This is a genomic window from Acinetobacter sp. 70_2, assembly GCF_056736115.1.
This window is the reverse complement of sequence record NZ_JBWZIP010000012.1, coordinates 244,276-256,025: the sequence shown is the minus strand read 5'-3', so window position 1 is coordinate 256,025 and position 11,750 is coordinate 244,276. Positions and strand designations below refer to the sequence as shown.

Here is an 11,750-nt window from a genome sequence, read left to right as displayed (position 1 = left end):
ATGTCAGCCAAATATCAAGGATCGTGTTTATGTGGAGCGGTGAGCTACCAAAGCGAAGTAGAGCCACGTTATAGCTTTAATTGCCATTGTCGAGATTGCCAAAAGGCAACAGGTTCGGCATATGCACCAATCGCTTTTTTTCACCAATCTGAATTAAAAATAATGGGTGAACTTAAATATTTTGAGACTCTAGGTTCTTCTGGCCGAGCAATTAAAAGAGCCTTTTGTCCAACGTGTGGATCCCAGCTTTTTGGTTTACCTGAAATTGCCCCTGAAATGATTTCAATACGTGCAGGTACGCTGGATGACCCAAGTCTTTATCAACCTAAAGCGGAAGTCTTTGTAAGCCAAGCCTATGCTTGGGATATGCTAAACCCGAACCTTAAACACTTTGAAAAAATGATAGAGAAGAAAAAAGAAGGCTAGAGGTATTCTGACAAGCCCGTACGCTTTTTCGTACATACATTCGGGAAATTGGCGTCTTTTTAGAACTCTATTAATTACCTATGATGAACTCATCAGGAACAGGAAGTTCCGAAACGTAAAACAACAATAATAAGTTTAAGCATCAGGACGTGAGGTATTACAGGATGTATACCTAGTAACGAAATACGAAAAAAGCCCAACAGGATGTTGGGCTTTTTTCATTTCTTATTAACGAATTTCTTTTCCGCCTAAGGCAGCACAATCAAATGGTGTATTCCATTTTACCGCAATACCTGTAAGTACTGGACGAACAATACGCCATGGCCAGAAACCAAATCTTTGTCTCTGCTCATAATCAATCACTACATCTGCACCATATTTACGTGCTGCGTTTGCTAATTTAGGTTTTATTTCTTCATAGCCGCCATATATTCCTTTTGCGACTTTAATGCGTTTAAGAGACTTATAGTGGTCAGCAGAAGGTAGAGTCTCAAGTACGCAGACTGGTGAGTTTACAATGTTTTCTGCTTGAGCCGCAGAACTCGTGTTTTGAGCTTGTACTGTAAAAGGCAACATTATAAATAAAGTAGGCAAAACAAAACGTAGTTTCATCTTTTCCCCGTTGAATGTAGTAATGAATGAATGTTTATAAAATAGGGCTTATTATCATGACCTTATTTGGGGGCGCATTATAATCGTATCTTGTTAATATTTCTTATTTTTAAATCTATTTTTTAAAAAAATTAAGAAAGTAAGATTTGTGTTTTGAAGGAAATAAATTCTTTTAAGAAAATCATTTTGAAGCTCAGGTTTATAATAGCTTTTATTAAAATTAAAAAAAATTATCTTTGATTAGATGTTATTTGAAATTTCATGTATTCGGCACATGATTAAGAAGGAATTCACTTCTTGATTGCAAGAAAATATCAAAACTTTGGCTCATTAAGGGATCAATTTGGCTTTGTATCTTAAAAATAGGAGAAAGTTGTTTAATGTAGTAATTCATCCAGTCAGTTTTACTTGAAAAAACTGAATAATCTTTAAGGCCTACATATAATGATTGTAGATTACTTGCGATCATATCAATGTTGGGGTGAGCAAGCCAAATAATAATTTCATTAGATTCTAAGGGAATAGAAAAATAATCTTGTTGGGTCGAAAATTTTTCAATTTTATAGAGTTGTGCTCCATTGTCATTATAGCTTGAACATAGCAGTTTACTATTCTCTACTTGATAGAGATCATTTCCAATTTCTGATTCTCTAATAATTCTAGAAATAACTAAGCAATGTGGCAGATCTTCTATTGAGGGAGTGGGTAGGTTTTTAAAAAGATTAACAGCCCGGCTTATAACTTGATATTCACCAGACCCTGTAATTATTCCATTTTGCCATGAATGCATTTTCAAGATTTTTTCAGGTGAAAATTTAATTATTCCATCTTTTTTTTGGCTAACTTTTTTATTATCTGATGCAACAATAATGCTATCGTTTAATTGAATAGCAACAATAAAAGTCATGTGTAAATAAGTTAAACAGTTTAAAATATTAATTTAATTATAGATTAGTTTTCATAAAATAATAGGTAAATCATGGCTGGTGGTTCACAAATCATTATTAATAAGAGTGGTATTACGGTTATTACACCCGCAAAGTTCGAAGTAAAAGCGGGACAGCATATCTTTAAAGGTGGTGCAGAAGTGGGTGTAAATCTGCAAGGTTTGCCTGCTTATGAAAAGTATGATGAAAAGTTTAATTTATTCCTCCCTTCTGGCAAGCCTTTAACTAATGTGAGTTATAACATTCAATCTAATAATCAAAGCTTTATGTCAGAAACTGATGTGAAAGGGAAAACTAAAAGGATAAATACCAAAGAAGCTGAACAACTTAATGTTGATTTAAATTGGTTGAATTTTGAACCTGACGAAAATGACCCTGTGAAATAACTATTTCTTATTCATCATTTAAAAGGATAAATTTTAAAATGGCTGGTTCTCTTGATTGGTCTGGGACAACAAATAATATTGAAAATAGTTGTAAATCAGTAAACTGCGATTGCACTACTGTATGGGAATATTACCAACAGATGGCAATGACCTTATTATCTAATAAAAAAGATAATCAAAATTATCGTATAGAACCAGGTTATGAAGCTCGTGCTAGACGAATTGCAGCAATCTATGCTCGCATTTATTTAGAAATGTTTCCTTTTACTTCGAATCAATCTGTTACTGCAGCAACCTATAGTGGGCGTTTCTATTGGATGGGTTTAGGTGCTTTTGCATCAAAAACAGTTGCTGCTGTATTTGATCATATTGTTTCTAAAACTGGATCAAATGCAGATGCTTTAATTAAATCGATTAGTTCTGACCATTATAATTTAGATAGTTTTGGTGTGTCAGGTATTCATACCTTTGCAAAAGGTAATCTATGGCTCTATATGGATATTAGTGTCTGGCATTTTGTTTGGGCCAAGTCGCCTGAAGATTTTAAAATTTGCGTAGGTAGCAGGAACACAGCAACTTATAAAAAAGTTAAAAGCTCCTTATATAATTTTCCATGGTCCAGTTGTTTAACAACAGTTAATAATCTTAAAGCTACGGACGAGATTCATATCGCGTTTGAACAAACTATGCCAGAAATTGAAGATATATTTGTTAGTACTAAAAATAGGACTCTTAAATTTCAGAAAGCTAGTAAATCCTTAATGAAACATCTTTTGAAAATCGCAAATCAAGAACAGATCAACATTTTACAAAAAATCGTATGGAATGATCCAATTGTACGAAACGGTGCAGATGTTCAACGTAAGGCTGGAATTCCAAAGGCTGAATTGATTCTTTCAAGTGAATATGATGGGACAATAAAAAAAATACATGCTGTTCGTGGCAATGTTTATTCGTATGAAACTGAATTTGGAAAAAAGGTCAAATTGTTACCTGAATCTCCAATCAGTACACCACCAAGTGGTACCCTAGTTGAAAATCAAGATAGCCGTATGCGCTGGATTAATTTGGCAGCTCAAAAATATCATCGTTTAATGCTAAGTGATGTTGGACGATCATATTTAGAAAAAGAGTTACGTACAATTGCTGGTTGGAATACCAGTAAATGGGATGACGGTCTAAGCCGATTCGATAAGTTATTTATTAAAATAGGAAAAGAGTCAAATGATGGAAAGGGTGGTTAGTTATATATTTTTGATCTTTATTTTTTTAAATTTACAAGCGTGCCATGCACAACAAAAGGAACAAAAAATGTCTTCTCAACCTGAACTTTACACATTGAATTTTGGTGTAGAGGGTGAAAAAAAGTTTAAATCTTATATGCAAACAGGTGTAGACCAGCAACCAGCGGGGATGTCTTTTTTTGACCTTACGTGGGAACCTCCACATTTAGGAAATATAAAAATAGATTTAGGTGAGAATAGTTTTGTTATTAAGAATGCATTCTCGGCAATGGGTACGCGGATTGACTATGCTCAGCAAAATGAAGGTATCCAGATTATTGATGTGACAGCAGGGTTGAATAAAGAAGAGTTTGTTCGTGAAGAGCAAGCTTATATGGCTTATAAGGAGTTATTTAGTCAATTACAAAAAGCAGGATGGAAACAATATTTCTATCCTTCAGATGCTCGTTTTGATAAAAAAGATAATTTAAAGAGAATTGAAAAAAATAATACTGTAATAGATCCCTATAATTTATTAACTCCAGCCGAATGGAGAGAGCATTTTAAATCCTCTACTTCACTATATTTTAATTTATATAAAAATGGTGTCTTAACTGAACTAAATTTAGAGAAAACTAGTAAAAAAGACTTAAATGCTGAAAAGAATGAACAATTTATGTTAAGATTTTCTATCCAATCAATTAGATACGTAACAAAAAATTTACTTGAAAATGGATATAGATTAACAGGGGCTGAGTTAAAAAGAGCTTTCGATGAAATGGTATTAGTAGATCAAAAGGAAAGAAGTAAAGCTGAAATTAAAGCCAAAAAAGAAGGTTTCCATATTGATGAGTCATATCAGGACCCAGATGTTTGGCAGTATGTAAAATAATCAGATTGCTGAATTTAAATCTATGAAACTAAAATCTGGATTTTCTAGTTGATGAAAAAAATAGTTAGTTATTTCTTTTTATTTTTTATTCTTTTAAATTTACAAGGATGTAATACTGAGACAAACAATAAAAAAGTATTTTCTCAACCTGAACTTTACACATTGAATTTTGGTGTAGAGGGTGAAAAAAAGTTTAAATCTTATATGCAAACAGGTGTAGACCAGCAACCAGCGGGGATGTCTTTTTTTGACCTTACGTGGGAACCTCCGCATTTAGCAAATATAAAAATAGATTTAGGTGAGAATAGTTTTGTTATTAAGAATGTATTTTCGGCAATGGGTACGCGAATTGACTATGCGCAGCAAAATGAAGGTATCCAGATTATTGATGTAACTGCAGGGTTAAATAAGGAAGAGTTTGTTAGTCAACAACAGGCTTATATGGCCTATAAGGAGCTATTTAGTCAATTACAAAAAGCAGGATGGAAGCAGTATTTTTTTCCAGGGGTAGCTCGGATTTCAACAAAAGATAACATGAAAGCTATGATTGAAGACGGCCTTATTATAGATTCTTATAATGCTCTAACACTTAAAGAGTGGAGTGATTTTTTTAATAAAAAACCAACAGTTTCTACTCGGTTGTATGCTAATGGTATATTAATAGAGTTAAGTATAGATAAAACAAAATCAGAAAATAATAAAAAACAATATATGCTAAGATTTGCAGTACAAACAATTAGATACGTAACAAAAAACTCAATTGAAAATGGATATAAATTAACAGGAGTTGAGTTAAAAAGAGCTTTCGATGAAATGGTATTAGTAGATCAAAAGGAAAGAAGTAAAGCTGAAATTAAAGCCAAAAAAGAAGGTTTCCATATTGATGAGTCATATCAGGACCCTGATGTTTGGCAGTATGTAAAATAAATCTTAAGCAAAATACTTAATCGTTTTTAAATTTAAGTTTTATTCATTTTTGAATTGCTATAGAGATAATATCGCTATAGCACTTTTTATTTTTAGACAAAATTTTGCCATTCAAAACCTACAGATAACAAAAAACCCCATAAATCAAATATTCATGAGGTTTAATGATGGTGCCGGCACACGGATTCGAACTGTGGACCTACTGATTACAAGTCAGTTGCTCTACCAACTGAGCTATGCCGGCGATGTGGAGTGAATTTTACAGTTTCTTAAAAAAAATACAAGCCAAAAAATGAGCATTTAAATTTTTTCTCTCAAATTTTAAATATTCATTTGGTTAAGCTCTAGAAATAACTTAAGGTTTCAGCGTATAAATAAAAGAATCAACATGTTCACCACTATTTAAAGTGACTTGAACAGGTACTCTTTCGTACTCTTCGCCTTCAAAGTCATCCAGTAATTTCCAGTTTGCATCTAGATGTTCCGAGCTAAAAACAAAGCCTTGCACTTGGTTAGCACTATCATCGAGTACAATTCCCGGATAGCCTAAATCCGCGCCCCAACCTTCATTACGTAAGCTTCCATTTACCCAACCTTCTGCCCACTGGCCGCCAATATTTTCAAGTATATGCGCATTAGGGCGACCAGGGCCTAAAGTGCCATAAACAAATAAACTCGACATGTAATTTTCCTTTCATGTATCAATTAATGTGCTTTTGCATGTGCGGTATAAACCACTAAAAATATTCCCAATAGTGACAGTACAACAGTCAAAGCTACAATCGCACTCCAGCCGCCGTGTAACCAAAACCAACCACCTGCCGAGCCGACAATACTTGAACCCATATAGTAAAACAGTAAGTAGAGCGAACTGGCATGAGCTTTGGCTTGTTTGCTTTCAGCACCAACTGAACTACTGGTAAGCGAGTGGGTAATAAAGAAACCCGTGGTAATAAAGGCAATCCCAATAATAATGCCGAAAAGGGAGCTAAGCAGGGTCATGAGGCTACCCACAATCATGAGCGCAAAGCCACTCATCATCATGGTCTTTTTACCAAAGCGATCGGCTAAGCTACCTGCCAACGATGAAGACACCATCCCAAAGCTATATGACAAGAAAATAAGGCTAATTTGTGTTTGGCTCAGTGAATAAGGTGCGCCGCTTAAACGGAAGGTTGCATAGTTAAACAAGGTGACAAAAACACTGGTGAGCAAGAACCCAATAGCAAAGAGACGTAATAATTTAGTATTGCTTAAATGAGCACGCCACATTTGCATATGAAAGCCTAAATTCAGTCCTTTTTTCTGGACGAAATTACGCGAAGCAGGGAGTAAGCTTAAAAAGGCAATTGAGCAAATAAAACAGATTGCGCCCAGCAAACCTAAAGCGGTGCGCCAAGAAAAATATTCAATCAAGATACCCATGCCGACACGGCCCATCATGCCGCCAAAGGCTGTCCCTGCAATATACAACCCCATGGTTTTACCCAAGTGCTCAGGTGCAATTTCTTCGGCAATCCAAGCCATTGTCACCGCGGGTACACCACCGAGCAGCAAACCTTCTAACGCTCGTGCCATCAGCAAACTGTGCCAGTTAGGGGTAAACATTGAGACAATATTAAGAACTGCTGCACACAGCATAGATGCAAAGATTACACCACGACGACCAATCGCTTGTGAAAACGCGCTTGATAGCACAATCGAAATGGCTAAAAAGGCAGTCGTTAATGACAGTGCCAAAGAGCTACTCGCAGGACTAATCTGGAAACTTTGACTAAATGCAGGCAACAGCGGCTGTACACAATAAATCAGTGAGAAACTGGCAAAACCTACGAGGAATAAGGCGAAACCTGCATGTTTGTAGGCTTTAGTACCTTTGTGAATCCACTCACGTGAAAGCAGAGAAGTCGCCTCTGTGTCTAAAGTGCTGGGTGTAGATGAAGAGCTCATATCATGACCATGACAGAAAGAAAGAGCAGTGCTTTGGGGCATACTGCATCGAGAAAATTCGATGAATTAAAATTAGCAATTTAGATGGTATTTTTCTAATATATTTAACAATAGGTCATGATATGTTTTATATATAGTGATGGAACTCAGACATATACGCTACTTTTTAGCAGTAGCAGAAGAAAAAAACTTTACTAGAGCTGCGCAGCGTTTAAACATGAGTCAGCCGCCTTTAAGTATGCAAATACGTGACTTAGAAGAAGAATTAGGCGCAGATTTATTTATTCGTTCACCACATGGAGTGGAGCTGACCGAAGCGGGGCTTGCCTTTTTAAATGCGATTCAGCCAGTACAGCAGCGTGTAGAAGATGCAGCCAACCTTGTTAAACAAGTGGCAAATGGCGAAGTAGGTCAACTACGATTAGGATTTACAGGTACTTCAATGCTGAACCCTCTCATTCCTAAATGCGTTCGCTATTTTCAGCAGCAATATCCGAAAGTAGATTTAAAGCTTGAAGAAGCCAATACCTTGTTGCTCATCGACCTATTGCTTGAAGACCGTTTAGATGTGGCAATTATTCGCTCACCACGCAACATTCCAGATAGTCTCATTCTTCAAGAATTATTAGCAGAACCACTCATTGCGGCTTTGCCTTCCGAGTCTTTGAGTTTAGATGACTCAACGCAAGAAATTGATTTAACCACACTGCGAGAGCTTGATTTTATCGTCTCGCCACCATCCATTAGTGCAGGGCTTTTTGATGCAATTAAACAAGCCTGTCATGAGCGTGGCTTTGAACCAAAAATTGGACAAAATGCCCCGCAAATTGTGTCAATTTTATCGTTGGTGTCTGCAAACCTAGGTGTGTCTTTGGTGCCGGAGTCGACTAAACAATTGCAAATACAAGGTGTCGCGTATCGCTCTTTAAAAGCACCTGTCCCTACGGTGGGCTTAGGACTTGCCTATAAGAAACATGCCCCTTCGCAAATGGCGATTAACTTTGCCAGTGTGGTGCAAGTGGCTTGCCACCACGCCAATGAAATAGATGAAATTGGCTAGTTTGATTTAGGCGCTTTATTCATTAAAAAGATGCCTGAAATAATGAAAATTGCACCATATAAAAATGACAAAGTTGGCTGTTCATGAATGAAAACCCAAGCCATAAGCGCTGCAAAAATAGGCTCGGAAAGCTCGGTCACTTGTACCTTTGCGGCACTCATATAAGACAACGCTTTAGTGGTACAGAAAAAGCCAAGTATGGTCGGTAGAACAGCTAAACCAATCAAACCTAAAACAATGTCAGTATTAAAATGAATACTATGCAAGTTTATTAAAAAAGGAACCGCTAGATAAACGCTGCCAAATAGCAATAAGTACTTGGTAAGAAACAGCCCGCCGTTTAATTTGAACCTTTTAACTAAAACCGAAAATAGGCCATAACCCGTGCCTGCAATAGAAGCATTGATCAGCATTAATAAACTATTTTCACCTTTCCAAGAAATGATACTAATACCAGCAACTGCTAATAATGTTCCAACAAGAGAATGAATATAGATGCTTTCTTTTAATATGAATCGACCAAAAAATAGGGCAGAAATAGCAGCCGAAGCCATGAGGACCACCACAACATTAGCGGCAGCGCCGTGGTTATAGGCAATGGTTTCAAAAAAGAATAAAGAGAAAATCCCTAAAAAGGCACAGATGGCAATTTGAGTAAAAACACTGAGCTTGCTTGGCGCGCTACTGATGTAGGCAATCTTCTGGCTCACAGGCACTTTAAACAAAAAAACACTTAAAAAGAAAAAGGCAATAATGGTTTTTAAAAAGGCAATGTCTTGTGGGTTTAAACCACTGTGCATGAGTAATTTACTAATGACACCAATAGATGCATTTAAAGCTGCTGCACAAAGTGCAAATAGAGTTCCGATAATTAAATTATTCACTCTTATAATTCTTCCTAAGTTTTACGCATGAAGTCTACAATATTTTTTGGATGAATATTCAACAAAAATAATCAATTAATGCTTGGTATTTTCAATGATTTATTTTGAATTGATTTAATAAATTTTTATTTAAGACTAAAAGCATTGTAAGGGACTTTTGTTTCAAATAATTGTGATTTATAAAACTTACTCATATTATATAATTAGTTAATTATTAAAGAATTTTAAAAATGATTAAATCTATTATTTCAGGTTGTGCGGTTCTTACACTTTCGGCTTTGGCAGTGACCCATGCAGAATTTTCTTTTGAACAAGAATTACAACAAGGCTGTAATAAAGTGAAGCAATACGCGAGTTTAGGTAAGAAAAACTATGACCAAAAACAATATAAAAAAGCGCTCGAAAATTTCCAAAGCCAAGCCTCTTGGACTGCCTTTTGTAAAGCCAATGAAGATGAAACCACGGTTAAATTTACCGACCGAGATATTGAGGTTGCCAACAATAATGTGGGCTTGGCCTACGCAAAATTGGGTCAGCCACTTTGGGCCAGAGCATGGTTTATGCTCGATGAAAAATCAAAATCGAGCCAGTTTAATCTTAAGCAATTGCCTACACCTAAAGCATCAAATGATTTGTCAGGTGAATATGTGCGTTACTCAGGTTTTGGTGAGTGGGATCACATCACGGTAAGCCGTGAGAAGGGTCAATATGCCATTGGCTATTCGGGCGTTTATATGGGACTTAGAAGCTTAATTTATGGGCCGAACATGGGGCAGTTCGATACCAAAATGCCGACCAATGCCAAGCAAACTATTTATAAAGACGAAGACTGCCGCATTCAGCTCGATTTTAAAACCAATGCGAAATTAGGCAATTACATTCAAGTTAAACAAAACGAGGGCAACTCGGGCTGTGGCTTTGGACATAACGTTTATGCGGATGGCACTTATTTAAAAGTTGAGTCTGGAAAATAAGCTTAAAACTCTAGGAACTAAATAATGAAAAATATATTTGCACGTTTATTACTTCTTTCGACGGTTATTTTGTCTGCGCAGGTCTATGCGGATGTGGCAAATACAACATGTAAAGAGGTGAAATTTCAAAAAGCCGATGAAGCGTGGAGTGGGCACTACTATTTACATGGTGTGATGGAAGTTGGTTCGGAACTTTTACTTCAGCCAGACGGCAAGTTTAAATGGATGCTTGCTGTGGGTGCTTTAGACCAATATGCCGAAGGCACATGGTGGAAAAACGGTGACTGTATTGGTTTAAAGCCAGAAGCTAAATTTAAAAAGGGTTTAAGTATTTTCCCTGAAAGCCTAACGATTTCAGATAAATCTTTAGACGCGATTTGGGAAGGTGGACGCCAACAAGGCACATATAGCAAAGACTAAATAAAAAAGTCCGACACTGAGTCGGACTTTTTTATGGCTTATATATTAGTGATTGACCGCAGCAAGTTGCTGAGCGTTATAGCGTGCGCCCATGTTTGGGTATCTCGCAATGATCGCTTGAATTTCTGCCAAATCTGCCGCTGTTAAATGAAGGTCTACAGCACCCGCATTTTCTACAAGGCGCTCGATTTTACGCGTACCCGGAATTGGAATAATGTCGTCACCTTGCGCCAAAATCCAAGCCAAAGCCAGTTGAGCCGCTGTCGCATTTTTGCTTTGGGCAAAGTCACTAAATGCTTGTGCCAAGCTTTGGTTATTTTTCCAGTTATCGCCTTGGTAGCGTGGCAACTGACGACGGAAATCGTTTTCATCTAGGCTACCCACATCAAGCGTATTGGTGATTAAACCACGCGATAGCGGTGAATACGGCACGAGGCTAATGCCTAACTCACGAATGGTTTCAAAGTGAGTATCTTCCAGCTCACGAGTAAGCAATGAATATTCGTGTTGAACTGCTGCAATTGGGTGAATCGCATGTGCTTTACGAATGGTTTCCGCCGATGCTTCACTAAGTCCTAGGTAACGCACTTTACCTTGTTTGACCAAGTCAGCCATTGCGCCAATGGTGTCTTCAACTGGCACGCTTGGGTCAATACGATGCGCATAATACAAATCAATCACGTCTGTATTTAAGCGTTTTAAGCTATTTTCGACCGCAACTTTAATCCACTCTGGAGAGCCGTCGATATAAGACTCTAAAGAGTTTTGTGGGTTAAGGTTGTCTTCCTTATAACGAAAGCCAAATTTGGTCGCCAAGAACACTTTGTCGCGATGTTTTTCTAAAACTTTTGAGAGCAAAACTTCGTTTGCGCCGTTGCCGTACATGTCGGCGGTGTCCCAAAAGTTAATGCCGAGGTCTAATGCTTTTTCTAGAGTGGCAATGCTTTGTGTGTCGTCTGAGGCACCATAGGCAAAGCTCATTCCCATGCAACCTAAACCAAGTGCTGATACTTTTTCGCCTGTTTGTCCTAAAGTTCTATATTTCATTT

Annotated in this window: 14 protein-coding genes and 1 tRNA gene; 8 read left to right on the top strand and 7 right to left on the bottom strand. The window is 37.0% G+C overall.

Annotation, left to right across the window (positions count from 1 at the left end):
- Positions 1 to 426, top strand: coding sequence for a GFA family protein (locus AC1PJ9_RS05085; protein ID WP_311087229.1), 426 nt, complete (start codon positions 1 to 3; stop codon positions 424 to 426).
- A gap of 228 nt (positions 427 to 654) precedes the next feature.
- Here the strand turns inward: AC1PJ9_RS05085 and AC1PJ9_RS05080 are convergent, their stop codons facing one another.
- Positions 655 to 1,038: a hypothetical protein gene (locus AC1PJ9_RS05080; RefSeq protein ID WP_311087228.1), complete on the bottom strand. Its 384-nt coding sequence runs from the start codon at positions 1,036 to 1,038 to the stop codon at positions 655 to 657.
- 259 nt (positions 1,039 to 1,297) lie between these two features.
- A complete protein-coding gene (locus AC1PJ9_RS05075) occupies positions 1,298 to 1,945 on the bottom strand; it encodes a hypothetical protein (protein WP_311087227.1) in 648 nt (215 codons plus the stop codon).
- Between the two features lie 72 nt (positions 1,946 to 2,017).
- Here AC1PJ9_RS05075 and AC1PJ9_RS05070 point away from each other — a divergent pair, with 72 nt between their 5' ends.
- The 4 genes from AC1PJ9_RS05070 to AC1PJ9_RS05055 all read left to right on the top strand — a co-directional run bounded on the left by AC1PJ9_RS05070 (position 2,018) and on the right by AC1PJ9_RS05055 (position 5,413).
- Positions 2,018 to 2,371: a hypothetical protein gene (locus AC1PJ9_RS05070; RefSeq protein ID WP_311087226.1), complete on the top strand. Its 354-nt coding sequence runs from the start codon at positions 2,018 to 2,020 to the stop codon at positions 2,369 to 2,371.
- A gap of 38 nt (positions 2,372 to 2,409) precedes the next feature.
- Positions 2,410 to 3,615 (top strand): DUF2515 family protein, encoded by a 1,206-nt coding sequence (locus AC1PJ9_RS05065; RefSeq protein ID WP_311087225.1) that lies wholly within the window; start codon positions 2,410 to 2,412, stop codon positions 3,613 to 3,615.
- A gap of 67 nt (positions 3,616 to 3,682) precedes the next feature.
- Positions 3,683 to 4,486: a hypothetical protein gene (locus tag AC1PJ9_RS05060; protein ID WP_311087224.1), complete on the top strand. Its 804-nt coding sequence runs from the start codon at positions 3,683 to 3,685 to the stop codon at positions 4,484 to 4,486.
- Between the two features lie 51 nt (positions 4,487 to 4,537).
- The gene (locus AC1PJ9_RS05055) at positions 4,538 to 5,413 is read left to right on the top strand and encodes a hypothetical protein (RefSeq protein WP_311087223.1); all 876 of its coding nucleotides are present in this window, start codon (positions 4,538 to 4,540) and stop codon (positions 5,411 to 5,413) included.
- A gap of 168 nt (positions 5,414 to 5,581) precedes the next feature.
- Here AC1PJ9_RS05055 and AC1PJ9_RS05050 read toward each other — a convergent pair.
- The 3 genes from AC1PJ9_RS05050 to sxtP all read right to left on the bottom strand — a co-directional run bounded on the left by AC1PJ9_RS05050 (position 5,582) and on the right by sxtP (position 7,363).
- Positions 5,582 to 5,657 (bottom strand) — tRNA-Thr (locus tag AC1PJ9_RS05050).
- Positions 5,658 to 5,768: 111 nt separating this feature from the next.
- On the bottom strand, positions 5,769 to 6,095 hold the full coding sequence (locus AC1PJ9_RS05045; protein WP_311087222.1) for a gamma-glutamylcyclotransferase family protein: 327 nt from the start codon (positions 6,093 to 6,095) through the stop codon (positions 5,769 to 5,771).
- Positions 6,096 to 6,118: 23 nt separating this feature from the next.
- Entirely contained in the window at positions 6,119 to 7,363 is a 1,245-nt protein-coding gene (gene sxtP, locus AC1PJ9_RS05040) for a multidrug efflux MFS transporter SxtP (RefSeq protein WP_311087221.1), read from the bottom strand.
- A gap of 139 nt (positions 7,364 to 7,502) precedes the next feature.
- Between sxtP and sxtR the strand changes: the two genes are divergently transcribed.
- The gene (gene sxtR, locus AC1PJ9_RS05035) at positions 7,503 to 8,423 is read left to right on the top strand and encodes a multidrug efflux pump transcriptional activator SxtR (RefSeq protein WP_004705049.1); all 921 of its coding nucleotides are present in this window, start codon (positions 7,503 to 7,505) and stop codon (positions 8,421 to 8,423) included.
- Here the strand turns inward: sxtR and AC1PJ9_RS05030 are convergent.
- Positions 8,420 to 9,307 (bottom strand): DMT family transporter, encoded by an 888-nt coding sequence (locus tag AC1PJ9_RS05030; RefSeq protein ID WP_311087220.1) that lies wholly within the window; start codon positions 9,305 to 9,307, stop codon positions 8,420 to 8,422. The two genes, sxtR and AC1PJ9_RS05030, sit on opposite strands and share 4 nt — an antisense overlap.
- 230 nt (positions 9,308 to 9,537) lie before the next feature.
- Here AC1PJ9_RS05030 and AC1PJ9_RS05025 point away from each other — a divergent pair, with 230 nt between their 5' ends.
- Together AC1PJ9_RS05025 and AC1PJ9_RS05020 are read left to right on the top strand one after the other, a co-directional pair.
- Positions 9,538 to 10,281 (top strand): hypothetical protein, encoded by a 744-nt coding sequence (locus AC1PJ9_RS05025; RefSeq protein WP_311087219.1) that lies wholly within the window; start codon positions 9,538 to 9,540, stop codon positions 10,279 to 10,281.
- Positions 10,282 to 10,305: 24 nt separating this feature from the next.
- Entirely contained in the window at positions 10,306 to 10,701 is a 396-nt protein-coding gene (locus tag AC1PJ9_RS05020) for a hypothetical protein (protein WP_311087218.1), read from the top strand.
- A gap of 45 nt (positions 10,702 to 10,746) precedes the next feature.
- Here AC1PJ9_RS05020 and AC1PJ9_RS05015 read toward each other — a convergent pair whose 3' ends face one another.
- Positions 10,747 to 11,748 (bottom strand): aldo/keto reductase, encoded by a 1,002-nt coding sequence (locus AC1PJ9_RS05015; RefSeq protein ID WP_311087217.1) that lies wholly within the window; start codon positions 11,746 to 11,748, stop codon positions 10,747 to 10,749.
- Positions 11,749 to 11,750 lie beyond the last annotated feature (2 nt).

Coding starts and splice junctions, on each gene's coding strand:
- AC1PJ9_RS05070 (WP_311087226.1), top strand. CDS start 2,018: ATGGCTGGTGGTTCACAAATCATTATTAATAAGAGTGGTATTACGGTT.
- AC1PJ9_RS05085 (WP_311087229.1), top strand. CDS start 1: ATGTCAGCCAAATATCAAGGATCGTGTTTATGTGGAGCGGTGAGCTAC.
- AC1PJ9_RS05045 (WP_311087222.1), bottom strand. CDS start 6,095: ATGTCGAGTTTATTTGTTTATGGCACTTTAGGCCCTGGTCGCCCTAAT.
- AC1PJ9_RS05075 (WP_311087227.1), bottom strand. CDS start 1,945: ATGACTTTTATTGTTGCTATTCAATTAAACGATAGCATTATTGTTGCA.
- AC1PJ9_RS05015 (WP_311087217.1), bottom strand. CDS start 11,748: ATGAAATATAGAACTTTAGGACAAACAGGCGAAAAAGTATCAGCACTT.
- AC1PJ9_RS05060 (WP_311087224.1), top strand. CDS start 3,683: ATGTCTTCTCAACCTGAACTTTACACATTGAATTTTGGTGTAGAGGGT.
- AC1PJ9_RS05055 (WP_311087223.1), top strand. CDS start 4,538: ATGAAAAAAATAGTTAGTTATTTCTTTTTATTTTTTATTCTTTTAAAT.
- sxtP (WP_311087221.1), bottom strand. CDS start 7,363: ATGAGCTCTTCATCTACACCCAGCACTTTAGACACAGAGGCGACTTCT.
- AC1PJ9_RS05025 (WP_311087219.1), top strand. CDS start 9,538: ATGATTAAATCTATTATTTCAGGTTGTGCGGTTCTTACACTTTCGGCT.
- sxtR (WP_004705049.1), top strand. CDS start 7,503: ATGGAACTCAGACATATACGCTACTTTTTAGCAGTAGCAGAAGAAAAA.
- AC1PJ9_RS05080 (WP_311087228.1), bottom strand. CDS start 1,038: ATGAAACTACGTTTTGTTTTGCCTACTTTATTTATAATGTTGCCTTTT.
- AC1PJ9_RS05065 (WP_311087225.1), top strand. CDS start 2,410: ATGGCTGGTTCTCTTGATTGGTCTGGGACAACAAATAATATTGAAAAT.
- AC1PJ9_RS05020 (WP_311087218.1), top strand. CDS start 10,306: ATGAAAAATATATTTGCACGTTTATTACTTCTTTCGACGGTTATTTTG.